Raw genomic sequence first — 24,608 nt, 5'->3', positions numbered from 1 at the left:
GAACCACTTTTTGCTATTAACGAGAGTAGAACTCAACGATAAGAGATTCGTTAATTTCAGCAGGTAATTCAGAACGCTCTGGTAAACGAGTGAAAGTACCTTCTAATTTGTCTGCATCAAACGTTAAGAAATCAGGTACGAAGTTATTCACTTCAACTGCTTCTTTGATAACAACTGCATTACGTGATTTTTCACGAACAGCAATTGTTTGACCAGGAACAACTTTGTAAGATGGGATATCAACGCGTTTACCATCTACAAGAATGTGTCCGTGGTTTACAAGTTGGCGAGCCGCACGACGAGTACGAGCTAAACCAAGACGGTATACTACGTTGTCAAGACGTGATTCAAGAAGAATCATGAAGTTTTCACCGTGTTTACCTTGAAGCTTACCAGCTCTATCGAATAGGTTACGGAATTGACGCTCAGTTACTCCGTACATATGACGAAGTTTTTGTTTTTCTTGTAATTGTAAACCATATTCAGAGATTTTTTTACGTTGGTTAGGACCGTGTTGTCCTGGAGCGTAAGGGCGTTTTTCTAATTCTTTACCAGTACCTGTTAAGGAAATTCCTAAACGACGAGATAATTTCCAGCTTGGACCTGTATAACGAGCCATAAGATGACTCCTCCTTTAAATGTTTTTATTTGGGTAAAATAAAAACCGTGTGAATAAACGATCATGGACATTTTGTTTTCATGTACCATCGCCCTAGCAGCTAAGGGTTACGCGATACACCTCTATATAGAGAGGAACAAAATGAAAGCACAAAGGCTATCACATAGGCTGCAATATTTTACACAAAGAGTATTGTATAATATTAAATATTTTAAGTCAAGGTTAGTTTGTTCTTAGTAAAAGAGATTGTGAAAAAAATAAGGCAATTCAAACTGAAAATGCACGAAATATTTAGGATTTATTCATTTTATGCGGAAATTTTATTTTAAACTAGTTATAATTAAACGTATACTAATTGTATCCAAAGTCTCTATATAAGGGGGATTAATAGGTATTTTATGGATTTATCATAGTCTATAAATACTATTTCGGTTGCTAGGTGGATAGGTACAGGTGGTTTAGCAAGAAGGCAGGCTCTCTTAGTATAGGGTTCTGTAAAAATAAAGTGTTACTTAGGGATGATGGACTATGAGTAGTAAAATAACTCAATTATTAAATGAATTACGTGTTCTTTTTTTTCAGCGGATAAGTGATGTGAATAATGACATGTATTCCACTGCATTTATACAGGATGTATTATTGGTAACGAAAGAGTTATTACGTATGGAGGAAGTAACTTACTTTAAGTATGACGATTGGACGCAACAATTCTATATGGAAGCTACGACTGGAGCTTTTCAAAGGTCAGTGCTAGCCGCTTCTGATATGTTAATCACACAATGGAATCAAAACGAGAATGAAGGATATATTGTACCAGACCAGTTGTTGATGGAAATTGAAGGTTTTCAAGCTTTTATTTCTTTTCATGTTAATCATCGGATAGTAGGGTTAGTTGGATTTAAGGAAAAAACCTCCAGCACATTTTCGTATCTGCAGGAAGATTGGCTTACATTCTCAAAAGAGTTTGCTACGATTATGGAAACGGCTCTATGTATTGCTAAAACAAAGCATAAGGAACAGCGATATAAACAATTGTATCGGGTAACGGAGCAGTTTCACTCTTCTATGAATATGACAGCTGTATTAGGAGAGGTCATCTCTACTTTACAGAATGTATATCCAACCTTTGATTATTATTTATTTCTGTCCCAAGATAGCTATGGACATGGGAATTTACCTGTTAAAGAATTAGATTATAATAGTGAAAATGTTGTAGCGATGCAGGCTTACTTGACTGGAAAGTTACAATTTGAGGACGATTATACAGAGCGGCATTCTATTTTATACGCCCCGCTATTAGGAAAGCAGGGGGTATATGGAGTCTTGCAGATTATCGCCCCTGATAGCTTGTTATTTCCACCAAGTGAACTCGACTTTATTACTTTGTTGGCGAATACAGCTGGAAGTGCAATCGAGAATGCCCAACTGTATCAACAATCTAAACGGCTTGTCGCGGATTTACAGCTGATTAACGAAACGTCACATTATTTGAACTCTAACACGTGTTTAAATGACACGATTCAATTTATGAAGCGACAAATTATACAATCTTTTCAAGCGAATCAATCAGGTTTTGTTTTATTATCCAATGATGGAGCATTGCAATTACTTCCCGAAAGTTCAAGCTTTTTTGAAACAAAGGATGCACAGGCCTACCTCTCCTTTTTAAAAAGGAAGATGGAAGAAGAAAAAGAATCACAATTTATTAGTGATGTAACGGTTTATATTGAGGAAGAGGATTTAGAGTATCGTTCGTTAATGGCCGTTCCTATGATGGAAAATAGTAGTCTTAGAGGGTTTGTGGTCGTGTTGCATCAAGAGCCGTACTTCTTCTCATTTGATATGTTTAAACTGTTCCAGTCGCTGATTCACCATTCTAGTATAGCAATGATGAACTCCATTCTTCGAGAAGAATTAGAGAAAATGGTTATTACAGATTATTTAACTCAATTGCATTCTCGAAGCTATCTTGACCAGCAAATGTGTGAATCGATGATTACAGATGACCAAGGCACATTTATTTTAATTGATATTGATAATTTTAAAAAGGTTAATGACACATACGGCCATCAAGTGGGGGATGAGATTCTTATTCAAGTAGCTAAAGTGATTCAGCGTAATATTCGAGATACGGATATAGGGGCACGGTGGGGCGGTGAAGAGCTCGCGGTGTATTTGCCAAAAGTGGATTTGCTTATTGGTTTGCGGATTGCAGAACGAATTAAGGATAAAGTAGCTGAGCAAACCAATCCAAACATAACGATTTCATGCGGTGTGTCATACTGGTCGAAAGAACGGTGTAATAATGTGAAAGAATTATTTAAGCGTGCAGATGAGGCTCTATATATTGCTAAAAATACAGGCAAAAATAAAGTGCTCCTTCAACAGTGCGATTGTTAATCATTACATACAACAATAAAACAGACCTATTCGTTTAGCGAATAGGTCTGTTTTATATAAATAGCTGTTTATAAATACCTGCTCAAAATAGCAGCAAATTCTTCAAGACCTTGTTGATCTTCTGCGTCAAAACGATTCGTCATTGGGCTATCAATATCTAAAACGCCGATGATTTCCTCGTTTTTTATAAGAGGAATAACAATTTCTGATTGAGAAGCAGCGTCACATGCGATATGCCCAGGGAATTGGTGTACATCGGCGATGCGCAGCGTTGTTTTGTTTGCTGCTGAAGTACCGCAAACGCCTTTTCCAAAAGGGATGCGTACACAGGCAGGAAGTCCTTGAAATGGTCCAAGAATTAATTGATCGTCTTCCACTAAATAAAAACCAACCCAATTAATATCAGGAAGAAACTGGTTGAGTAAAGCAGAAGCATTGCTTAAATTGGCAATTTGATTTTTTTCATCTTCAATAAGTGCTACGAGTTGTTTATGCAAAAGTGTATATTGTTCTTGTTTATTTCCTGGGTGTTTTTCGACATTAAACATACTATTTCACCTAACTTCACCATAATTTTATTGTGCTGTATTTTGAATGAGCATGGATGCTAAGAATTTGTCGAGAACTTTTAAAAGGATTCCCGTCAGTTACTCTAGAATACTTTCTAGACAATTGTCTTTATGTAGAAAGCGAGGGAAATCCGATGAATCGCCAAACGTCAACGAAGCAAGAAATTTTGGATGCCGCTCTTTACCTTTTTCATTTGAAAGGCTATCATGCTACATCGATTCGTGACATTGCCAACAAAGCAAAAGTGAATCCAGCTAATATCGCTTATTATTTTAAGAATAAACAAGGCTTACTAGAGTATTGCTTTATGTTTTATTTAGAAAAATATATTGCGGTCTTAGAGAGAAATGTTGTCATGTTAGAACAGAAAGGACCACAACAATGTTTGGTAGATTTAGTGACGGATATACTTGAATTCCAGAGAGAATATTTCCTAGCTGCGCGTTTTATTTATGGTGAATCCGCATTAGACACCAATTTAAACCGCGAAATTCATTCGACTTATTTTATGAAAGAAAAATACTATTTTCAACATCTTTTAGATGAAGGCATTAAAACACGCGTGTTTCAATCTGTTTCTGTGCCGCTTTATTTATTGCAGCTGAAAAGCTTGTTAACGGCACCTGTACTGCATCCAAATTATGCAACAGAAGTACTTTATGTATTCCCGCAGGAAGCTTACTATATGAACCGTTTTGCCGATGAAGTAAAGCGTTTCATTGAACAAACATTATTTCATCCTGATCATGATCAGGCAAAACTATTTAGTCGTCCCGAATTATTTACGGGAGTGTAATCAAGGCACTATATCCTTGTCCTAAGTCTTTCGCTTGATGGGCATCAGAACCATAGCGAAGAGGAATACCTAATTCAACAGCCCGCTTAGCAAATCGTTCCGGAGGGTACGGCTCGCGACAAAGTGGTTTTACAGCACCAGCCCCATTGTAATCTAATTCATAATTTTGTCGTTGAATTTGTTCGAGAATATGATACACACGATCGTCGAAGCTTTTAGCTGCTGGAAACCGATGCTGGAATTTATGGACCAATGTAATATGACCGATTCGTTTTGGCTTATAAATACCTAAGTCCGCGTTGATTGATTTTTGAAGTGTATCATAGTATTTTGTGTAAACGGCATCGATAGAACCGAGTTCAGTGCTAATATTTCCAAATTCATCGTCGCTATAATCGATACAATACCATTTGTGATTATGCTCGATAAAATGGACAGACAAAATGCTGTCATCAAGAAAAGTTCCAATTTCATTAAGGAAAGCTTTTGTTTCTTGTTCAAATCCTTCGATATAATCGATTTCAAGGCCGGATTTAATTGTAATACGATCTTTATATTGCTGTTTTAGCTGTTGAAGTTCCTCTAAATAGGTGTACAAAAGGGCAGCATCCATACCGCTGTCTTTTTCAGGCGTGGGGTCAATAAATCCCTTTGGCAGAGGAGCATGCTCAGTAAAGGTGATTTCTTGTAGACCTAGTTTAATTCCTCTTTCTATATATTCAACGAATGAATCCTTAGAGCCGTGTGGGCAAAACGGTGAATGCACATGACTATCCGTTTTCATCACATTTCCCTCCCGATAAATAGCTGTTTTTAGTAATTTTCTACAAAAAATAAATTTTTGTCATCAAAAATAATTGTTAACATGGTATCATAAAAGCATTAAATTGAACATTTTCTTATTTTATTTGATATAGAGATTTACAAGATGGACGGTAAGGCTAGAACAGGGGGCTTATGATGGAATACATACTAGGAATAGTAATTTTACTATTAGTGTTTATTATTGGGGGCTATTTTTTTAAGAGAAGGTACTTTCAAGAAATTGATCGTTTGGAAACATGGAAGCTTAATATTATGAATCGCCCCGTGTTGGAAGAGCTTTCTAAGGTCAAGAGATTGAATATGAATGGTGAAACGGAGGAACTGTTTGAAAATTGGCGCAGTGAATGGGATGTCATTATTACAGTCCGTATGCCTGAAGTAGAAGAGCTGTTATTTGATGCGGAGGAATATGTTGATAAATATCGTTTCAAACGCTCAAAGGACGTACAAAGGCAAATTTCAGCAAAGTTGAATGAGATTGAGGAGAGTATTAAATCGATTCTATCTGAATTACATGAGTTAGTTGGAAGTGAGGAGAAGAATCGTTTTGAAGTAGCCGAAATGCAGGAAACCTATCGTCAGTTAAAAAAATCTTTACTCGCGCATCGCCATAATTATGGAAAAGCGGTTAGTAAGCTAGAAGAGACGTTGGAAGAAGTTACAACAGTTTTGAAAAGTTATGAAGAAGAAACGGAAAATGGGAATTATTTAAATGCACGTGAGCTTGTTTTATCGGTTAAAGCAAAGTTAGATCGACTAGCTTCGAGAATGGAGAAACTGCCAGCACTCTTATTAGAAAGTGGTTCTTCGCTCCCTGCCCAAATTGCGGAGCTAAAAGAAGGCTATCAAGATATGGTTGACCAAGGTTACTTGCTGAATCATATTGAATTTACAGAAGAAGTAACGCGCTTAGAAACAGAGTTAGATTCGTATAAGAAACAGTTGGAGAATGCCGAAGTGGAAGTAGTCGAGCAAGGGATGAATGACTTGCGTGACCGCCTAAATATTTTATATGATTTACTAGAAAAAGAAGTATTATCGAAACAATATGTTCAGAAAAATCATGAAAAGCTAGCAGAAACAATTGCAAACGCAGAATATGAACATGAAAAGCTTGAGGAAGAAATGTTTATTGTGCAGCAATCTTATCAATTAACGAATAGTGAGCTAGAAGCGCAAACAAGAATGATCAAGCAGGTTCAACAAATTGCAAAGCGTTATGAATTACTTGGACTAAAGATTCAAGATAATGATACAGCTAGCTCGCTTATTAGCGAAGAAATGCAAGCAGTTGATGAGCAGTTAAAAGCTTTAATGGAAGAGCAGCAAGTCTTTGCAGGGAAGTTGCAGGCGTTAAGAAAAGATGAATTAGATGCAAAAGAATCATTAGCGGATTTAAAACATAAGATGCTTGAGACAAGTCGAATGATTTCTAAAAGTAATATTCCGGGATTGCCGGAGGAGTTTAAAACAATTATTGAGAATGCGAAAGAAAGCATTGACCATGTCCAAAGAAAATTGGAAGAAAAACCACTTGATGTTGCAGCTGTTTATTTATTTTTAGAACAAGCGGTAGCGAATACAAACAAAGTATATGAAAGTGCTCAAAGTTTAATTGAACATATGTACTTAGCGGAGAAAGTCATTCAATATGGAAATCGTTATCGCAGCAGCAATGCTTTTATGGCAGAAAGCTTAAAGGAAGCTGAAAAAAGATTTCATAATTTTGACTATCAAGCTGCATTAGAGACGGCTGCTGCAGCGATTGAGAAGGTTGAACCGGGCAGCATGAAGAGGCTTGAAGCAAATATAGAAGAAGTAATATCCTAAAAACTCGCCTTGTGCGAGTTTTTTTGATAGGCGCTGTATGAAATAGTAGTGCTAAAAAATAAGGTTATCCATCTAAACAACTTTAAGGAGCCAGATTCTCATTCTGTTTTAATTATGTTAATATTAGACGTTGCAAGAGTAAAACTTGTATAAGTATTTCCTTTCATCGTTATCTGAATGGGTGGCGTTAATAGATTATAGAAGGTGACATGATGATTTATTTAGATAATAGTGCGACGACGAAGCCGTATCCTGAAGTAATTGAGTCGTTTGTGAAAGTATCAACGGACTATTTCGGTAATCCTTCTTCTCTCCATGGTATCGGGACGCAGGCGGAAAAGCTCCTTTCAACAGCAAGAAAGCAAATTGCTGATTTATTGAAAGTGAAGAGTGCAGAAGTCTTTTTTACTTCAGGCGGTACAGAAGGCAATAATTTAGCGATTAAAGGGGCAGCACTTGCGAACCAAAATCGCGGAAAGCATATTATTACAACGAGTATAGAGCATCCATCGGTTATGGAGGCTTTTCAAGTGTTAAGTGAACAAGGATTTGCAGTAACATATCTTCCAGTTGATGCAACAGGGCGCGTCTCAGTTGTTGATTTAGAGAAAGCGTTACGTGAAGATACGATTTTAGTTTCTATTATGCATGTGAATAATGAAGTTGGATCGATTCAACCGATTGCTGAAATTGGAGAGCTGTTAAAGCACTACCCTCAAATATTGTTTCACGTGGATCATGTACAAGGGATTGGGAAGGTAGATCTTTCATTAGCAGATGCAGGAATTGACCTTTGTACGATATCTGGCCATAAATTACACGGGTTAAAAGGGACAGGTGTTTTGTATATTCGTCAAGGTGTGCGGATAGCTCCACTGTTTTCAGGTGGGAATCAAGAAAGCCAATTCCGAAGCGGTACAGAAAATGTAGCGGGTATTGTTGCGCTTGCAAAGGCGATGAGAATTAGTTTAACTAATTGCATGTTATATACGCATAAATTGAAAGAAATTCGAACAGTTTTTTATCATGGATTACAGGAAATTGACGGAGTACAAGTAAACAGTCCGGTAGACGGAGCTCCTCATATTATTAATTTTTCGGTACCAGGTCTTAAATCTGAAGTGTTACTTCATGAGTTAGAAACAGAAGGTGTTTATGTCTCAACGACAAGTGCGTGTTCATCTAAAAAGCGCACGGCAAGTAAAACAGTGCTTGAAATGTATCGAAATCAAGAGCGAGCAGAAAGTGTCATTCGGATTAGTACGTCGTTTCATAATGAAATAGAAGAGGCTAAGCAAGCTATTGATGCTATAGGACGCGCTGTAGCTAAACTAGAAAAGGTGATGAGGTAGTAACATGAAATTTGATCATATCATTATTCGTTACGGAGAAATTTCAACAAAAAAACGGAATCGAAAAGCATTTGTGGCTAAAATGAGAAGGCATATTTTGTGGAGCTTAAAGGATATTCCCAATATTGAACTGACAGCCAATCGAGAAAGAATGTATATTATTTTACATGATGCCGACCATAAAGAAGTCATTGCACGTTTGCAAGGAGTGTTTGGCATTCAGTCGCTGAGCCCTGCGCTTAAGGTTGAGCGCGACATTGAGAAGATAAAAGAAGCGGCACTCTACTATATGAATCAGTTATCAGATCCAGTCCATACTTTTAAAATTACGACAAAACGAGCAGACAAAGAGTTTCCATATGTAACAAATGAAGTCAATCATTTATTAGGCGGACATCTCTTACGTAATATCGATGGATTAAAAGTGGATGTGAAAAATCCTGATTTCAATTTGCTTGTTGAAATTCGTCGTGAAGCAGTTTATTTAACAGGTGAAATTGTTCCGGGAGCTGGGGGATTGCCATATGGTTCGAGCGGCAAGGCAATGTTAATGCTTTCAGGTGGAATTGACAGTCCTGTAGCAGGGTATTTATCGATGAAACGTGGTTTAGAGGTAGAGGCTATTCATTTTTATAGTCCTCCATTTACAAGTGAGCGCTCGCGTCAAAAAGTGCTGGATTTGGCAGCAAAACTAGCAGAAGTGACAGGCAGTTTTAAGGTACACATTGTTCCATTTACGGATATTCAAGTATTAATTCAAAAGCAAGTACCAGATAACTATTCGATGACCACGACGAGACGTTTAATGCTGCGATTAGCTGATCAAATTCGTGAAAGGAATCACGCACTGGCGATTATTACAGGGGAGAGCCTAGGACAAGTAGCTTCACAAACAATGAGCAGTATGTTTGCGATTAATGAAGTAACGAATACGCCGATTTTACGCCCGCTTATTGCAATGGATAAACTAGAAATTATTGATTTGGCTCAGAAACTAGATACGTTTGAAATTTCTAATTTACCGTATGAGGATTGCTGTACAGTATTCACACCAGCAAGTCCAAAAACGCAACCAAAGAGGGAAAAAGTGAATTACTATGAAAGTTTTGTTGAGTTTGAGCCATTAATTGAAAAGGCGATTCAAAATATAGAAACAATTACTGTTGTTCCAAATCAACAAACTATCGAAAAGGAAATGGAAGAATTATTCTGATTATCTAGCAATTACCAAGAATGAAGCCATGTGTTTTTACACACTCTATAATCACAAGGAGGTGAACAACACATGGCAAACAACAACAACTCAAATCAATTATTAGTTCCAGGAGTAGAACAAGCTCTTGAGCAAATGAAGTATGAAATTGCTTCTGAATTTGGTGTACAGCTTGGTGCTGATACAACATCACGTGCGAACGGTTCAGTTGGAGGAGAAATTACAAAACGTCTTGTCCAAATGGCTGAGCAACAATTAGGTGGCGGATTTTCAAAATAATTGAATAATATGGCTGCAGGAAGCGGGGATTATACCCGCTTCCTTCTTTCGTGTGTTCGACAATATTATATGTAGTATTTTGGCATAAAAACAATTAATTAGCAAAATTGCGAATAATTATTGAAAAAAATGTAATTTATGGTAAAATACTTGTATATAAGTAGGGAGGTGTTGAAAACAAACTAAACCAAATTGAAATAAGTAAGTTCATATACAATAGCAAATAATTATTTTAAAATTTACAGGAAATTAGTGTATAATAAAATTATGACCAGGTATAAATATTAAGTTATAGTAACACATATATAAGTTGGCTATTAGAGGGGGAAACGGAATGAAACGCGAGCATTTATTAGCACCACAACAATATAACTTAGTTAGTGAAGTAGAAAAGTTTGCAGCAGATCCGGCCAAAGTTGCTCTATTATGGGAAAATGAATCTGGTGATAAAAAAACAATGACTTATACTGAATTGATGGAAAATGCTAATAAAATTGGTAACGTTTTCTTGAATCAGGGGTTGAAAAAGGGAGAAACAGTACTTGTTATTATTCCTCGTTTAGTAGAAGCGTACCAAGTATACCTCGCGGCTTTGAAAATCGGTTTAGTTGTTATCCCATGTTCTGAAATGCTTCGTGCTAAAGATTTACAATATCGTATTAATCATGGAGAAGTAAAAGCGATTATTAGCTACGAGGAGTATGCAAATCAGTTTGATGAAATTAAAGGAGAGGAATCTCTTTTAAAATTTGTTATTGGTAAACAAGTAGAGGGATGGTTGAACTTACAGGAGTTAGCTGATACAGTTTCATCAGAATTAGCGTTAGCTGATACGAAAGCTGACGATATGGCCTTTTTATCATATACATCAGGCACAACAGGAAATCCAAAAGGTGTTGTACATACGCATGGCTGGGCTTATGCACATTTAAACACGACTGCTGCAAACTGGTTAGGCATCAATGAAAATGATGTAGCATGGGCAACGGCTGGGCCGGGCTGGCAAAAGTGGATTTGGAGCCCGTTTTTAGCAATACTTGGTTCAGGAGCGACAGGATTAGTTTATCACGGTAGATTTGAACCGGAAAAATATTTGCAACTTCTAGAAGACTATAAGGTAAATGTATTGTGCTGTACACCAACAGAATATCGATTGATGGCAAAAGTCGATAATTTAGCCAAATATGATTTAGCTCAGCTGCGTAGCGCTGTATCTGCAGGAGAGCCATTAAACCAAAAAGTATTTGAAGTATTTAAACAGCATTTTAATGTTGAAGTACGTGATGGATATGGTCAAACGGAAAATACATTGCTGATTGGTGTTACAAAAGGAATGGAAATTAAGCCAGGGTCAATGGGGAAACCAACTCCAGGGAATACGGTAGAAATCATTGACGAAGATGGTAATCCGTGTCCAGTTGGAGTAGTAGGAGACATTGCTGTTCACGTGGATACTCCTGCCCTATTTAAGAATTACTATAAAGATCCAGAACGTACAGCTATGCAGTTCCGTGGTGAATATTATATTACGGGAGACCGTGCAAAGAAGGATGAAGAAGGTTATTATTGGTTTGAAGGACGTTCTGATGATATTATCATTAGTTCAGGCTATACAATTGGGCCATTTGAGGTAGAAGATGCTCTAATCAAGCATCCTTTTGTAAAAGAATGTGCGGTTGTAGCTTCACCAGATGAAGTACGCGGACATATCGTAAAAGCTTTCGTTGTGTTGCGAGAAGGTGTTGATTCTAGTGCTCCAAATTTAGTAAAAGATTTGCAAGAGCATGTAAAAGAGTTAACAGCTCCTTATAAATATCCACGAAAAATTGAATTCCTTGATGATCTACCAAAAACGACATCTGGAAAAATTCGTCGTGTGGAATTACGTCAACAAGAGGAGTTATTAGCTCAATCTAACTCATAAAGTATTGGAAGCCGCCAATTTTGATATTGGTGGCTTCTTTTTGAAATCATATAGATAAACTTCCATCAGTGAAGCCTTACTGATGGTTAGTCACGTTTTGGGAGTAGTAAACAGTCCTCATGTATCTTATTGGACATAGCAAGCGTTTGCTTAGGTGAGGAGTTTCCACAATAAGAGGTTGGGAAGACTAATAGCCAGTGAAAGGCAGTGTGCACTTACGCCCGTTGGAAAGTGCATGGAGGTACACGGATCGACTGAAATAGAATGGGACTAGCTGAATGATTAAAGACTGAAGTCGTGATGACAGTCATAGATGATAAAATCGTCTATAATAAAATAGGTTAAAAATTAATGTTGTAGGAAGAAGGCTTAGAATGAAACTGGATCAAGAAAAGGAAGGCATTATATACGCGGCGCTTTCTTATATAATTTGGGGAGTTGTAACGATTTATTGGAAACAATTACAGGAGGTTTCCTCAGGAGAAATTTTAGCACAACGAGTGTTTTGGTCTTTTCTGTTTATGGTGGTTTTATTAATCATGACGAAAAAATGGAAGGCCTTTATTACGTATGCGAAAGAAATTGTACGAACTCCTAAAAAGTTTTGGGCGTTATTTATTGCTTCTGTTTTAATAAGTGCTAATTGGGGTGTATTTATTTGGGCTGTAAATGAAGGAAGAATTTTAGAAACGAGTCTTGGATATTATATTAATCCGCTCGTTAGTGTGTTATTGGGAGTGCTTGTATTAAAGGAACAATTAAGTCGTGCTCAAACGTTTGCCTTTATGCTTGCGGGCGTGGGTGTTCTGATTTTAGGGATTCACTTTGGCTCGATTCCATGGGTTTCTCTTGTTTTAGCCATTACATTTGGTTTATATGGATTAGCTAAAAAAATGATTCAAACGGAAGCGGCGATTGGACTGACTCTTGAAACAGTCATGATGGCACCGATTGCATTAGGGTACTGGATGTATTTAATGATTCAATCAGAGTCTCGATTTTTCGATTCTACACCAACAAGCCTTTTGTTAATTGGCGGCGGAATAGTCACTGCCCTACCTCTTCTCTATTTTGCAAAGGGTGCTCAAAAAGTGTCGTTATCTTTACTAGGTATTCTTCAATATATTGCCCCAACTTTATCGTTATTGATTGGTGTGTTTGTGTATCATGAAACGTTTACGAAAGCGCATATGCTGGCGTTTTTACTTATTTGGTCTGCGCTCATTATTTATACGCTTTCTGTGACAAAATGGGGAAAAGCAACCACTGCAAAAATGAAGAAGCATGGAAAAATGGGAGCATAGAGGGATATAAATGTTGATTTGAAACTTTTTTAAGAGGGATTCGTATATAATAATGGATAGTACATAATAAAGGGAGGAAAGCCAATGAATGGGAAACGTTGGGCAGCTTTAGGGATTGCTGCTTTACTTTTTTTCGTGTCTATAGGAGTGAGTGCCGCTACATTCTTTTTTTCAGCTGATACGAAAAGTGTATTTGAAGATCTTTTTGCTACGGGAGAGAGTAGTTTTTACGAAGAAGTAGTAGAAGGTGACGATGTATTTAATAAAATTGCCATCTTTGATGTGGAAGGGACAATTTTAGATACAGGAGAGGACTATTCTATTTTTGGGGCAGGAAGTACATACAATCATCGTTCGTTCCTGAAGAAATTGGATATGGCAGCAGAGGATGAAACGATTAAAGGGATTATTTTACGAGTGAATTCTCCTGGTGGGGGCGTGTTAGAAAGTGCGGAAATCTATGATAAAATTTTAGCGCTTAAGGAAACGGGGAAACCTGTTTATGTATCGATGGGGTCGATGGCAGCTTCAGGCGGATATTATATTTCTGCGCCGGCAGATAAAATTTATGCAAGTAATGAAACGTTAACAGGTTCACTTGGTGTTATTATGCAAGGCTATAATTATGAAAAATTAGCAGAGAAGTACGGTGTAGAATTTGAAACCATTAAAAGTGGACCGTATAAGGATATTATGAGTCCAACACGTGAAATGACAGCGGAGGAACGAAAAATTCTGCAATCGATGGTAGACAATATGTATAACGAGTTTGTTCGAGTGATTGCACAAGGTCGTGGCATGTCACAGAAAGAAGTCCGTAAACTTGCGGATGGCCGCATTTATGATGGCCGTCAAGCGAAACAAGTTGCATTAGTCGATGAAATCGGTCGTTTGGATGACGTAATTGCCGGAATCAAAACAGATTTGAAGTTAAAAGATGCACAAGTCATTCGTTATACAGATGAAGCAAACTTGAGTTCATTCTTAAGCATGAGTGCTCAAAAAGTAATGGGAGTAGATGCGGAAACAGCGATTTTAACAAAGGTCCTCACATCTTCTAACTCTCCACGTCTCATGTACTTATATGCGGAATAGGAGGCGTTAGGATGACGGAACAAAATAATCCAAATCAAGAAGAGATGCTCCATTCCACGGAAGTAAACGATAATGAAAAAATGGCTATTTCAGCACCAATTCAAGAAGATATTCAAACAAGTGAACCTGCTTCTTTTGAGTTTGCGGGTTTTTGGATGAGATTTTGGGCGTATCTAGCGGATTTACTCATCATCGGTAGTTTAAATAGAATTTTGATTCATCCGATTTTCACCTTAACGGATCAGGGGGATAGCTATTCCTTTTTATCTGGAGAAGTAATTTGTACGACGATTGTATTTTATTTATATTTTGTGCTGATGACAAAGTTCTTCCGCCAAACGCTTGGTAAGATGATTTTTGGCTTGCAGGTGGTTGCTTTAAAAGAAGAACATATGACGTGGGGAACGCTCTTATTTAGAGAATGTATCGGTCGTTTTATTTCGAAGCTTACTGTCGTCGGTTATCTCATTGTTGGGCTATTGCCAAGAAAGCAAGGATTGCATGATATTTTCGCTGATACGAGTGTAGTGTTAGTAAAACGATAATAGAAGAAGGACTCTGGTGCTTTAGTGCCGGAGTCTTTTTTAGCTTCATTAAACAATTAATAGATGACACGATTTTTTGACCTCTTTGTGTGAGGCTGCTCTAACTCCAGGAAACGAGAGGGAAGTGCGCTTTTCTGACGTTTATTTTCATCTTCTCTAGGAGATAATGGAGGGTTGAAGGGGTGTTGAGCGGATGAAGTGGGTGCTGTTTGTAGGTCTTTTATTAATTGCTCTATTAGTACTGATTATAATTACGAAGATTAAGGTAGTATTCCGTTACCAACATGCTCATACGAATGACGAATTGGTGTTGAAATTATCCGCATGGTTTGGGTTGCTTCGATATACGGTGAAGGTACCTGTTATTCAAGTAGACGCGGACTCCGCTTCGGTCAAGGTGAAGGAAGAAAAAGGAACGAGTGATGAAACAAAACAAGAGGAAAATATGCGCTTTACGCCGAAAGAACTTATTCATTTTTTGCAGGATATAAAAAGTATGCTTGAGCATGTAGTTAATTTTCATAAGATTGTACGAAAGTTTCTTAGAAAAGTTCAAGTCAAACAGTTTGAATGGCGCAGTGTGGTTGGAATGGGAGATGCTGCTCATACGGGAGTGGCTGTGGGAGGATGCTGGACTTTAAAAAGTGCCATTATTGGTTTATTAACGAACTTTTTACACTTTCGAGTTATGCCTATTTATTCAATTACACCGGATTTTCAAAATCATCGAGCAGAAACATATATTTCTTGCATATTCCAATTTCGAATCGGGCAAGCTATCTTGACTGGAATCAAAATGCTTCGCTATTGGAAAGGTTCTAAAGTGAAGTTTAAATCGAAAGCATTAGCGAAGCTAACGAACAATTCCAATAAACAATCGATGTAGAGTGGAGGAATTTACATGTCAGATCATCCGATTCAAGGCTTAATGACAGCTGCAATGGAAAATTTGAAAGAGATGGTAGATGTTAACACCATTATTGGTGATCCAGTGGAAACTCCGGACGGAAGTGTTATTTTAACTGTCTCAAAGGTTGGTTTTGGTTTTGCTGCAGGTGGTAGTGAATTTACTCTTGATAATAACGGCCAAGGTCAGCAAGGCTCTTCTAAGCAGCCATTTGGTGGTGGTAGCGGGGGCGGTGTCTCCATTACTCCTATTGCATTTCTAATCGTTGGTTCTTCAGGAGTCAAAATGATTCATCTCGATGAGGGAACACATTTGCTAGAGAAAATGTTAGATTTAGCACCGCAAGTTGTAGATAAAATCCAATCGATGATGTCAAAGAATGATTCTAAAGCTAAGACACAACAAGCGAAACCAACACCACAAACACCAAAGCAGGAATTAGATTTTTAACGATGACTCGGCATAAGCCGGGTTCTTCTTTTTTGAGAAAATCTATACCGTATTTCTTAAAAGATAGCGACGGTTTGGAAGAAAAAAGCGTCGCTGCTAGCCGCTTACCTCATACTTTTCTTATTAATTGCAAAAATACGGTAAACCCCCTATTATTAAATTTGTACATATAGTTTATAAAGGAGGAATAGAAAATGGCAACAGTTACATTTATTAATAATCCGGTTACTTTAGTTGGTACAGAAGTAAAGGCAGGAGATAAAGCACCAAACTTTACGGTGTTGGCTAACAATTTGACACCCGTTTCTTTAAGTGATTCAAAAGGGAAAGTGCGTATTATTTCCGTTGTTCCATCCATTGATACAGGTGTTTGTGATCAACAAACAAGAAAATTTAATGAAGCAGCATCTACGTTAGAGAATGTAGAGGTATTGACGATTTCTGTCGATCTTCCATTTGCACAAAAGCGTTGGTGTGCAGCAAGCGGTTTAGAAAATGTTCAAACACTTTCTGATCATCGTGACCTTTCATTCGGGGAAGCATACGGCGTAGTGATGAAAGAGCTTCGTCTCCTAGCACGTTCGGTTTTTGTTGTTGATAGCAACGATGAAATCGTTTATGCGGAGTATGTTTCAGAAGGAACAAATCATCCAAATTATGAAGCAGCACTTGAAGCAGCGAAAGCCGCGAAATAAGTAAGTGAGGAAAGAGGTTGTCCCAAAGGATATCTTTGGGACAGCCTTTTTTTGAGTTTAAGATAAGCATTTCGACATCCAGTGCAAGCAGCTTTCGGGGACTAATCAAGGCGCTCGCGTGTTGTTCGTTGCAATGAAGAATTCTCTTAATCCATCTAAAACAACCTCTACGCTTGTATCCATTCGTTCTTCGCTATAAAATAGACAAAGCAGAAAACAGGAGGAATTATGAAGTGAAAATGACCCCAGTTGAACAATTATTTCAAGCATTCGATGAAACGACACAAATTCTACAAGAAGAACTTTCTTGCACATATTTAGATGCACTCGGAGAAACGGGTGAAAACTTTTTCCACGGAAAAGTTATTCAAGAAGAAGTAAGTGAATTATCGAAGAAGCGATTGACGAAGCATTGTGAGGCTTTTGCGCCTGAAAAATATAATAAAGAAACGATTCGCAAGGCTTATCAGCTAGCGATTTTAAAAGGCATGCAGCAAAATGTACAACCGAATCACCAGATGACCCCTGATGCGGTTGGCTTGTTCGTCAGCTATTTAGTAGGAAAGTTTACAAAAAATCAAAAGGATTTTACGGTTTTAGATCCAGCCGTTGGGACAGGAAACTTGTTATTTACGATATTGAATCAGCTTTCAGAGCAAGAAATTAATGCTTCTGGAGTAGAGATTGATGAGGCGCTGCTTGCCCTTGCCTACTCAGGGGCTAATTTACAAGAGCACCCTGTTCAATTTTATAATCAAGATAGTCTAGAGCCGTTATTCATCGATCCTGTCGATGTCGTAGTGAGCGATTTACCAGTCGGGTATTATCCAAATGATGTGAGAGCTGCTGATTATGAATTAAAAGCGGATCAAGGTCATTCGTATGCACATCATTTGTTTATTGAGCAAAGTGTGCGGCATACGAAGGATGGAGGATACTTATTTTTTATAGTGCCTAATAATATTTTTGTAACGGAAGAAGCACCGAAGTTGAATCAATACTTGAAATCCTCCACACATATTCAAGGGATGGTTCAGCTACCGCTTTCGATGTTTAAGAGCGAAGCAGCAGCAAAGAGTATCTTGCTTTTACAGAAGAAAAAAGAAGGCATTGAAGCACCCAAAAAAGCGCTTCTTGTTCAATTGCCAAAGCTGTCGAATTTTGAAGCAGCTCACTCTGTTGTGCAACAGATAGATACTTGGTTTGAAACAGAAAAAAAATTTTTGTGAGCTAAAAAGCCAGTGCCATCAAGGCATTGGCTTTATTTGAATTAAGCGAATATAAAAAATTGTTTGGATGTATGCGCTTACCATGATAAAATTAGACATAATACTACACAAATAGAGACGACATACTGTAACAGTAGGCAAGCTATTATAGTAAAGGAGTGAATTGGATGTCTAAAATAATGGCGATTAATGCGGGCAGCTCTTCTTTAAAGTTTCAGCTTTTTGAGATGCCGAGTGAAACTGTAATTACAAAGGGATATGTTGAGAGGATTGGTCTGAAAGATTCTGTGTTTAATTTGACAGTTCAAGGACAAAAAGTAACGGAAACGTTACATATCCCCAATCATGAGGTCGCGGTGGAATTATTACTAGAGAAATTAATTCAACATCAAGTAATCAGCTCATTTGAGGAGATTAATGGAGTTGGTCATCGAGTAGTTCATGGTGGTGAAGTATTTAGTGATTCCGTATTAATTACAGAAGAAGTAATTGAAGAGTTAGAGAGACTTTCAGAGTTAGCTCCTCTTCATAACCCTGCTAATATCACTGGTATTATAGCATTCCAACGTATTCTAGGAGATACTCCAGCGGTAGCCGTGTTTGATACAGCATTCCATCAAACAATGCCAAGCAGCGCCTATATGTACAGTTTGCCGTATGAATATTACGAAAATTATGGAATTAGAAAATATGGATTCCATGGCACATCCCATAAATATGTATCACAGCGGGCTGCTGAGATGATGGGACGACCTATTGAGGAATTACGCTTAATTTCATGTCATCTTGGAAATGGTGCAAGTATTACGGCGATTAAGGGTGGGAAATCAATTGATACCTCTATGGGCTTTACCCCGCTTGCAGGTGTAACAATGGGAACACGTTCAGGCGATATTGATCCAGCTCTTATTCCGTACATAATGGAGAAATCCGGGAAAACAGCGGATGAGGTACTAGATGTATTAAATAAGCAAAGTGGAATTCTTGCTTTATCTGGTTTTTCGAGTGATTTACGTGACATTCAAGATGCAGCTAATGAAGGAGACGAACGGGCTGAACTAGCACTTGAAGTGTTTGCAGATCGTATTCATAAATATATAGGTTCATATGCTGCTAGAATGGGCGGAGTCGATGGGATTATCTTCACGGCAGGAATTGGTGAAAATAGCCATACGATTCGTGCTAGAATTCTAGAAGGACTTGAATTTATGGGTGTATACTGGGATGAGGAATTAAATTTGATCCATGGTGAAGAAGCATTTATTAATTCATCTTTCTCTCCAGTGAAAATTATGGTTATTCCAACGAATGAAGAAGTAATGATTGCACGTGATGCAGCTGCGATTGCTTCTCAACAAAAAGTTAATGTCTAAATCTTAGCCTTCTTTTCCTCTGGAAAGGAGGCTTTTTGTATAAATTCATTCCGTTTCATGTTTTAGAACTGTTAAGTAATAATGAAGTACCTCCTAAAGGTATTCCGCAACATAGACAATTTTTTAAATTAGTAACTTTACTATGGTATACTACAAAAAAGTCCAACCATTTGATGAATAGTTAATAAATGGTGATTTTGTTGAAGGATATAAGGCTGCAGCAGAAGGGATTCTGTTTAAAAGGAGGGTTCGAACGATGGGATTGACCGTTCGTGAAGAGGCAATTTGGAATGAACTTAGCGTTTGGGAAAAGAAACTTTCACAGTATGAGTCAACAGATTTAGCGGTGTTATATGATAAATGGTTAGAGCTGACGTTTTCACTTCTTCCAGAAAAAACAAAAGAACAGTTTTTCACCAAGCTAGATAATTGGTTATTTCATTTGCATGCCATTGTACAAAGCTCACAAATTCAGCTCGATGCAAGAGAAAGAATTTTAGCTTCTGCCCGTGTATTCGATGAACAGATTACAACCATTACAGATTTGAATCAGTTAACAATTGATCAGTTAAATTACATAGTCGATCAACAAATTGCGAAGCATCGACTTTATTCTTTTACTCAAGGAGGAGCGAGTGGTTCGGGGGGGCTGCTCCTGCTTGGCGGGGATATTCCGGCGATGACGGTTATTAATGTTCGCATTGTTCAGTTGATTGCGATGACCTATGGATATGAGGTAAATACACCGGTAGAGATGATGCTTGCCCTTAAAGTGTTTCATGCAGGGATGATGCCGAAGCGACTTCAAGGAGCGGCTTGGGAAGAATTAATTCAGGAAATGAAGCTTAAGGAAGATGATTATTTTTATGTCGGGGATGAAGAGTTAACCAATACAAGTTGGATGGAGCAACCATTAAAACAGTTGTTGAAAGCAGTAGCGATTTCGATGTTTCGCAAAAAGCAGTTTCAAGGTATCCCGCTCATTAGTATGGCAATCGGAGCCGGTATGAATTATCAGGTGACCCGTAATGTTAGTGAATTTGCCCAAAAGTTTTATCAATATCGCTATTTGTATGAAAAACACCTTAAAGAGTGACTTGGAAAGAGAGCCGTTAGCGATTTGATATGATCTAAGAATGGGAAAATACAATGTTATGAGGTGGCATCTTGCTTGAATTCGATATTTTCGATTTCCTCGTTTTAACTGTAGTTGTTGGAGCATTTGTTTTAGGGATTAATATACTCGGTGATATTTTAGCGAAGTATTTTAATTAAGTTGCCTTGATATTTATGCGGGATTCCTTTAGTAGATGGCGATGTTTAGTTTGACATGTACTAGAGCCGGCGAAGATATGTTTGTTCCTTCAGTTCCCTTAGATATATTTTTTTCATACTATAAAAGAGGCTACCTAAATTTCTTTAGGTAGCCTTCTTAAGTATGTCTTTTACTACTTATATGTTGATTAGTACGATACCAGAGCCAGAGGTCGTTAATGATGGAAGCCATTTCAGCGATTTCTGTATTAAGTTCGCAGGATCGGGAAAAGTTATTTTCATTCGAAAGTGCATCTTGTTTTTGATTAATAATGGACTCTAAATCACGTATTCGATCTGGAATGCTGCCGCGAATGTTTTCCCATTGCAGAAGAATCTGTTGTTGTACATCATGTTCATATTCATCCCAGTCTTGGTTAAGAGAGGGGAGAGCGATGCCGAGACGTTCATCAAAGACAAATAGTTCACTCATTGTGGCTACTCCTATCTTGAATTTTTATAGTATTAGTGTACAATATTTTGGGCTGCGCGACTATGGATTCAAGTGTTTAAAATTGTTAATAAATTATTATTTAAATTCCAAAAAAAGACCTTGCATTCCTTTTATAAAGCTAGTATAGTTTTAATCAGAGATTGAATAAAAATAACAACGTATGAATTTTTATTCACAATGAAAGGGACGATGAAAAAATGGCAAATCCAAAGATTGTTTTAGCATATTCCGGAGGTCTTGATACTTCCGTTGCAATTAAATGGTTACAAAATAAAGGGTACGATGTAGTAGCTTGTTGTTTAGATGTTGGGGAAGGGAAAGATCTTGACTTTATTAAAGAAAAAGCGATTACAGTTGGTGCAGTTAGTTCATATGTAATTGATGCGAAAGATGAATTTGCAGAAGAATATGCATTAATTTCTCTTCAAGCACACACTTTATATGAACAAAAATATCCACTAGTATCAGCTCTTTCTCGTCCACTTATTGCAAAAAAATTGGTGGAAGTTGCAGAAGCTGAAAATGCAGTTGCGGTAGCACATGGATGTACGGGAAAAGGTAATGACCAAGTGCGCTTCGAAGTTTCTATTAAAGCGTTAAATCCAGATTTAGAAGTTCTTGCACCAGTTCGTGAGTGGAAATGGTCTCGTGAAGAAGAAATTGAATATGCACAAGAGAATGGTATTCCTGTTCCAATCGGTTTAGCGAGTCCATATTCAATTGACCAAAACCTATGGGGAAGAGCAAATGAATGTGGAATTCTTGAAGATCCATGGGCAGCACCACCTGAAGATGCATATGAATTAACAACTGCTTTAGAAAATACTCCTGACACTCCAGATGTTGTTGAAATTGGCTTTGAACTAGGTGTTCCAGTTACACTAGACGGAAAATCTTATAAACTAGCTGAACTCATTCTTGAGTTAAATGCAATTGCTGGTAAACACGGTGTTGGACGTATTGATCACGTAGAAAACCGTTTAGTTGGAATTAAGTCACGTGAAGTATACGAAGCTCCTGCTGCTATGACATTAATTAAAGCGCACAAAGAGTTAGAAGATATTACACTTGTTAAAGATGTAGCTCATTTTAAACCAGTTATTGAAAAGAAACTTTCTGAATTGATTTATGATGGTCTTTGGTTCTCTCCACTTCGTGATGCATTAATTGCGTTCTTAGCAGAAACACAAAAAACTGTAACAGGTACAGTACGTGTGAAATTCTTCAAAGGTCATGCAATTGTAGAAGGAAGAAAATCAGAGTACTCTCTATATGATGAGAAATTAGCAACTTATACAAAAGAAGATGAGTTTGATCACGATGCAGCGGTTGGTTTCATTAAAATCTTTGGTCTTCCAACAGCAGTAAACAGCATGGTGAACAACAAGAAGGTGACAGTGTGAGCAGCAAACTTTGGGGAGGAAGATTTACAAAGTCTGCTGAAGAATGGGTAGACGAGTTTGGAGCTTCCATTTCATTTGACCAGGAACTTGTTCTTGAAGATATTCAAGGCAGCCTGGCTCACGTTACGATGCTCAAGCAGACTGGAATCTTACCAGAAGAAGATGTAAACAAAATTATTGCCGGTCTAAAAGGTTTACAAGCGAAAGCGGAGAACGGTGAATTAACTTTTAAGGTTGAGATGGAAGATATCCATCTTAATCTTGAAAGTATGCTAATTAACGAAATTGGTCCAGTTGGTGGAAAGCTTCATACAGGTCGCAGCCGTAATGACCAAGTTGCAACGGATCTTCATTTGTATTTACGCAATCAAACGAACGATGTTGTAAAGTTAATTAAAGGCTTACAAGAAGCGATTTTGGAACAGGCGAAAGTAAATGTAGAGACACTGATTCCTGGCTATACACATTTACAACGTGCACAGCCGATTTCGTTTGCCCATCATTTAATGGCTTATTTCTGGATGTTAGAGCGCGATAAACAACGCTTTACAGAAAGTTTAAAACGAATTAATATTTCACCGCTTGGTGCAGGTGCACTCGCTGGGACAACTTTCCCAATCGACCGTCATTTAAGTGCTGAATTGTTAGGATTCGACGGTATCTATGAAAACAGTTTAGATGCAGTTAGTGATCGTGATTTTGCGCTGGAATTTTTGAGCAACAGTGCAACAATGATGATGCATCTATCACGCTTTAGTGAAGAAATCATTCTATGGTCTAGCCAAGAGTTCCAATTCATCGAATTGGATGATGCTTTCTCTACAGGAAGCAGCATTATGCCACAGAAGAAAAATCCTGATATGGCCGAATTGATTCGCGGTAAAACAGGTCGCGTATACGGAAACTTAACGGGGTTATTAACGGTGTTAAAAGGTCTGCCACTTGCGTATAACAAAGATATGCAAGAGGATAAAGAAGGCGTTTTTGATACAGTTAAAACTGTTGTTGGTTCATTGAAAATCTTCGCTGGCATGATTTCTACGATGAAAGTCAGAACGGATGTTATGGAAAAAGCAACGAAAAATGACTTTTCCAATGCAACAGAACTAGCGGACTACTTAGCTTCAAAAGGGATGCCATTTAGAGAAGCACATGAAGTAGTTGGGAAGCTTGTCTTGTTCTGTGTACAACAAGGCTGCTATTTAGCAGATCTTTCATTAGAACAGTTTAAAGAAGCGTCACAACTATTTGAAGAAGATATTTATGTCGCTCTTAACCCATATGAAGCAGTTAAACGCCGTAACAGTGCGGGTGGAACGGGCTTTGCTCAAGTAAAACTTGCAATTGAAAAAGGCGAAAAGCTTTTACAAGCATAATAAAAAATCTCGCTGCCTTTTTGGTGGACGAGATTTTTTTATTTAATGGTATAAAAACAAGCCTCTAAGCTACCAAAAGGGTTCTAGAGGCTTATTTTTTATTTAAGGATTATTTATTTGGCTTATGCTTCTTCAGTGCGGACAATCATAACGTCACAACGTGCGTGGCGAACAACGCTTTCAGATACACTGCCAATTAGGAACCGTTCTACAACGTTTAGTCCTGTTGCACCACAGACAATTAAATCAATGTTATGTTTCTTCGGCAGGTCTTTTGAGATTTGTCCCTTAGGAGAACCGAGGACAATATCACCAACGACATTCGTTACGCCAGCTGCTTCCGCTTGCTCTTTATATTTTTTAATTAAATCATTAGCGAATGTTTCAGAACGGTCGCGAATCGTTGTGTCATATGCTTCGATTGTTGGGTAATTTCTTGTATCAATTACGTGAGCTAAAACGAGTGTAGCATTGTCATTTTTGGCAATCGTAAATGCTTTTTGTAGTGCCCATTCTGCTTCTTGTGAGCCGTCAACAGCTACTAAAATGTTTTTATAAGTACTCATAGTAATAATCTCCTCCTCTTTTATACCCTTATTATACAATGGAAATTATGGATGATTTGTAACAAATTAGTGAATTTTGAAAGCACCTT

The 24,608-nt window shown here is 37.7% G+C and carries 23 protein-coding genes; 18 read left to right on the top strand and 5 right to left on the bottom strand.

Annotated elements, in window-relative coordinates:
* Positions 1-16 precede the first annotated feature (16 nt).
* Positions 17-619, bottom strand: a complete 603-nt coding sequence (rpsD, locus tag BAOM_RS19120) for a 30S ribosomal protein S4 (RefSeq protein ID WP_127761659.1) — start codon at positions 617-619, stop codon at positions 17-19.
* Between the two features lie 528 nt (positions 620-1,147).
* On the opposite strand from rpsD, the gene BAOM_RS19115 reads away from it, so the two are divergent.
* Positions 1,148-3,019 carry a sensor domain-containing diguanylate cyclase gene (locus BAOM_RS19115; RefSeq protein ID WP_127761658.1) on the top strand — a complete coding sequence of 624 codons (1,872 nt, stop codon included), beginning with the start codon at positions 1,148-1,150 and terminating at the stop codon, positions 3,017-3,019.
* Positions 3,020-3,087: 68 nt separating this feature from the next.
* Here the strand turns inward: BAOM_RS19115 and BAOM_RS19110 are convergent, their stop codons facing one another.
* Positions 3,088-3,567: a GAF domain-containing protein gene (locus tag BAOM_RS19110; protein WP_127761657.1), complete on the bottom strand. Its 480-nt coding sequence runs from the start codon at positions 3,565-3,567 to the stop codon at positions 3,088-3,090.
* 155 nt (positions 3,568-3,722) lie between these two features.
* On the opposite strand from BAOM_RS19110, the gene refZ reads away from it, so the two are divergent.
* The gene (gene refZ, locus BAOM_RS19105) at positions 3,723-4,385 is read left to right on the top strand and encodes a forespore capture DNA-binding protein RefZ (protein WP_164853291.1); all 663 of its coding nucleotides are present in this window, start codon (positions 3,723-3,725) and stop codon (positions 4,383-4,385) included.
* Here refZ and hisJ read toward each other — a convergent pair.
* On the bottom strand, positions 4,372-5,169 hold the full coding sequence (gene hisJ / locus BAOM_RS19100; RefSeq protein ID WP_127761655.1) for a histidinol-phosphatase HisJ: 798 nt from the start codon (positions 5,167-5,169) through the stop codon (positions 4,372-4,374). The two genes, refZ and hisJ, sit on opposite strands and share 14 nt — an antisense overlap.
* A gap of 173 nt (positions 5,170-5,342) precedes the next feature.
* Here hisJ and ezrA point away from each other — a divergent pair, with 173 nt between their 5' ends.
* The 14 genes from ezrA (at position 5,343) to BAOM_RS19030 (ending at position 20,502) form a co-directional block, all read left to right on the top strand.
* Positions 5,343-7,040 (top strand): septation ring formation regulator EzrA, encoded by a 1,698-nt coding sequence (gene ezrA, locus BAOM_RS19095; RefSeq protein WP_127761654.1) that lies wholly within the window; start codon positions 5,343-5,345, stop codon positions 7,038-7,040.
* Positions 7,041-7,252: 212 nt separating this feature from the next.
* Positions 7,253-8,392, top strand: a complete 1,140-nt coding sequence (locus tag BAOM_RS19090; protein ID WP_127762642.1) for a cysteine desulfurase family protein — start codon at positions 7,253-7,255, stop codon at positions 8,390-8,392.
* Between the two features lie 4 nt (positions 8,393-8,396).
* Entirely contained in the window at positions 8,397-9,605 is a 1,209-nt protein-coding gene (thiI, locus tag BAOM_RS19085) for a tRNA uracil 4-sulfurtransferase ThiI (protein WP_127761653.1), read from the top strand.
* Between the two features lie 72 nt (positions 9,606-9,677).
* A complete protein-coding gene (locus BAOM_RS19080; RefSeq protein WP_119116866.1) occupies positions 9,678-9,884 on the top strand; it encodes an alpha/beta-type small acid-soluble spore protein in 207 nt (68 codons plus the stop codon).
* A gap of 334 nt (positions 9,885-10,218) precedes the next feature.
* Entirely contained in the window at positions 10,219-11,808 is a 1,590-nt protein-coding gene (mbcS, locus tag BAOM_RS19075) for an acyl-CoA synthetase MbcS (RefSeq protein WP_127761652.1), read from the top strand.
* A 374-nt stretch (positions 11,809-12,182) separates the two neighbouring features.
* Positions 12,183-13,112 (top strand): EamA family transporter RarD, encoded by a 930-nt coding sequence (gene rarD / locus BAOM_RS19070; protein WP_127761651.1) that lies wholly within the window; start codon positions 12,183-12,185, stop codon positions 13,110-13,112.
* A gap of 84 nt (positions 13,113-13,196) precedes the next feature.
* A complete protein-coding gene (gene sppA, locus BAOM_RS19065) occupies positions 13,197-14,207 on the top strand; it encodes a signal peptide peptidase SppA (RefSeq protein ID WP_127761650.1) in 1,011 nt (336 codons plus the stop codon).
* A gap of 11 nt (positions 14,208-14,218) precedes the next feature.
* A complete protein-coding gene (locus BAOM_RS19060) occupies positions 14,219-14,752 on the top strand; it encodes an RDD family protein (RefSeq protein WP_127761649.1) in 534 nt (177 codons plus the stop codon).
* A gap of 193 nt (positions 14,753-14,945) precedes the next feature.
* Entirely contained in the window at positions 14,946-15,638 is a 693-nt protein-coding gene (locus BAOM_RS19055) for a DUF2953 domain-containing protein (protein WP_127761648.1), read from the top strand.
* Between the two features lie 15 nt (positions 15,639-15,653).
* On the top strand, positions 15,654-16,109 hold the full coding sequence (gene ytfJ, locus BAOM_RS19050) for a GerW family sporulation protein (RefSeq protein WP_127761647.1): 456 nt from the start codon (positions 15,654-15,656) through the stop codon (positions 16,107-16,109).
* A gap of 194 nt (positions 16,110-16,303) precedes the next feature.
* A complete protein-coding gene (gene tpx, locus BAOM_RS19045; RefSeq protein WP_127761646.1) occupies positions 16,304-16,804 on the top strand; it encodes a thiol peroxidase in 501 nt (166 codons plus the stop codon).
* Between the two features lie 233 nt (positions 16,805-17,037).
* Positions 17,038-18,033 carry a class I SAM-dependent methyltransferase gene (locus BAOM_RS19040; protein ID WP_127761645.1) on the top strand — a complete coding sequence of 332 codons (996 nt, stop codon included), beginning with the start codon at positions 17,038-17,040 and terminating at the stop codon, positions 18,031-18,033.
* A gap of 167 nt (positions 18,034-18,200) precedes the next feature.
* Entirely contained in the window at positions 18,201-19,406 is a 1,206-nt protein-coding gene (locus BAOM_RS19035; RefSeq protein WP_127761644.1) for an acetate kinase, read from the top strand.
* Positions 19,407-19,662: 256 nt separating this feature from the next.
* Positions 19,663-20,502, top strand: coding sequence for an EcsC family protein (locus BAOM_RS19030; RefSeq protein WP_127761643.1), 840 nt, complete (start codon positions 19,663-19,665; stop codon positions 20,500-20,502).
* Positions 20,503-20,838: 336 nt separating this feature from the next.
* On the opposite strand, the gene BAOM_RS19025 is transcribed toward BAOM_RS19030, so the two are convergent.
* Positions 20,839-21,153: a hypothetical protein gene (locus BAOM_RS19025; protein ID WP_127761642.1), complete on the bottom strand. Its 315-nt coding sequence runs from the start codon at positions 21,151-21,153 to the stop codon at positions 20,839-20,841.
* A 218-nt stretch (positions 21,154-21,371) separates the two neighbouring features.
* Between BAOM_RS19025 and BAOM_RS19020 the strand changes: the two genes are divergently transcribed.
* Positions 21,372-22,577 carry an argininosuccinate synthase gene (locus tag BAOM_RS19020; protein ID WP_127761641.1) on the top strand — a complete coding sequence of 402 codons (1,206 nt, stop codon included), beginning with the start codon at positions 21,372-21,374 and terminating at the stop codon, positions 22,575-22,577.
* The gene (argH, locus tag BAOM_RS19015) at positions 22,574-23,953 is read left to right on the top strand and encodes an argininosuccinate lyase (RefSeq protein ID WP_127761640.1); all 1,380 of its coding nucleotides are present in this window, start codon (positions 22,574-22,576) and stop codon (positions 23,951-23,953) included. The genes BAOM_RS19020 and argH overlap by 4 nt, the downstream gene beginning before the upstream one ends.
* Before the next feature lie 122 nt (positions 23,954-24,075).
* On the opposite strand, the gene BAOM_RS19010 is transcribed toward argH, so the two are convergent.
* Positions 24,076-24,519 (bottom strand): universal stress protein, encoded by a 444-nt coding sequence (locus BAOM_RS19010; protein WP_127761639.1) that lies wholly within the window; start codon positions 24,517-24,519, stop codon positions 24,076-24,078.
* Positions 24,520-24,608 lie beyond the last annotated feature (89 nt).

This window comes from Peribacillus asahii, assembly GCF_004006295.1.
In the GTDB taxonomy this organism is placed as follows: Bacteria; Bacillota; Bacilli; order Bacillales; family DSM-1321; genus Peribacillus; species Peribacillus asahii_A.
Note: the sequence above shows the minus strand (reverse complement) of the source record. Positions and strands in the feature narration are given on the sequence as shown.

What these genes read in the sequence shown, in the direction of transcription:
- rpsD (WP_127761659.1), bottom strand. Translation starts at nt 619, where the DNA reads ATGGCTCGTTATACAGGTCCAAGCTGGAAATTATCTCGTCGTTTAGGA.
- BAOM_RS19115 (WP_127761658.1), top strand. Translation starts at nt 1,148, where the DNA reads ATGAGTAGTAAAATAACTCAATTATTAAATGAATTACGTGTTCTTTTT.
- BAOM_RS19110 (WP_127761657.1), bottom strand. Translation starts at nt 3,567, where the DNA reads ATGTTTAATGTCGAAAAACACCCAGGAAATAAACAAGAACAATATACA.
- refZ (WP_164853291.1), top strand. Translation starts at nt 3,723, where the DNA reads ATGAATCGCCAAACGTCAACGAAGCAAGAAATTTTGGATGCCGCTCTT.
- hisJ (WP_127761655.1), bottom strand. Translation starts at nt 5,169, where the DNA reads ATGAAAACGGATAGTCATGTGCATTCACCGTTTTGCCCACACGGCTCT.
- ezrA (WP_127761654.1), top strand. Translation starts at nt 5,343, where the DNA reads ATGATGGAATACATACTAGGAATAGTAATTTTACTATTAGTGTTTATT.
- BAOM_RS19090 (WP_127762642.1), top strand. Translation starts at nt 7,253, where the DNA reads ATGATTTATTTAGATAATAGTGCGACGACGAAGCCGTATCCTGAAGTA.
- thiI (WP_127761653.1), top strand. Translation starts at nt 8,397, where the DNA reads ATGAAATTTGATCATATCATTATTCGTTACGGAGAAATTTCAACAAAA.
- BAOM_RS19080 (WP_119116866.1), top strand. Translation starts at nt 9,678, where the DNA reads ATGGCAAACAACAACAACTCAAATCAATTATTAGTTCCAGGAGTAGAA.
- mbcS (WP_127761652.1), top strand. Translation starts at nt 10,219, where the DNA reads ATGAAACGCGAGCATTTATTAGCACCACAACAATATAACTTAGTTAGT.
- rarD (WP_127761651.1), top strand. Translation starts at nt 12,183, where the DNA reads ATGAAACTGGATCAAGAAAAGGAAGGCATTATATACGCGGCGCTTTCT.
- sppA (WP_127761650.1), top strand. Translation starts at nt 13,197, where the DNA reads ATGAATGGGAAACGTTGGGCAGCTTTAGGGATTGCTGCTTTACTTTTT.
- BAOM_RS19060 (WP_127761649.1), top strand. Translation starts at nt 14,219, where the DNA reads ATGACGGAACAAAATAATCCAAATCAAGAAGAGATGCTCCATTCCACG.
- BAOM_RS19055 (WP_127761648.1), top strand. Translation starts at nt 14,946, where the DNA reads ATGAAGTGGGTGCTGTTTGTAGGTCTTTTATTAATTGCTCTATTAGTA.
- ytfJ (WP_127761647.1), top strand. Translation starts at nt 15,654, where the DNA reads ATGTCAGATCATCCGATTCAAGGCTTAATGACAGCTGCAATGGAAAAT.
- tpx (WP_127761646.1), top strand. Translation starts at nt 16,304, where the DNA reads ATGGCAACAGTTACATTTATTAATAATCCGGTTACTTTAGTTGGTACA.
- BAOM_RS19035 (WP_127761644.1), top strand. Translation starts at nt 18,201, where the DNA reads ATGTCTAAAATAATGGCGATTAATGCGGGCAGCTCTTCTTTAAAGTTT.
- BAOM_RS19030 (WP_127761643.1), top strand. Translation starts at nt 19,663, where the DNA reads ATGGGATTGACCGTTCGTGAAGAGGCAATTTGGAATGAACTTAGCGTT.
- BAOM_RS19025 (WP_127761642.1), bottom strand. Translation starts at nt 21,153, where the DNA reads ATGAGTGAACTATTTGTCTTTGATGAACGTCTCGGCATCGCTCTCCCC.
- BAOM_RS19020 (WP_127761641.1), top strand. Translation starts at nt 21,372, where the DNA reads ATGGCAAATCCAAAGATTGTTTTAGCATATTCCGGAGGTCTTGATACT.
- BAOM_RS19010 (WP_127761639.1), bottom strand. Translation starts at nt 24,519, where the DNA reads ATGAGTACTTATAAAAACATTTTAGTAGCTGTTGACGGCTCACAAGAA.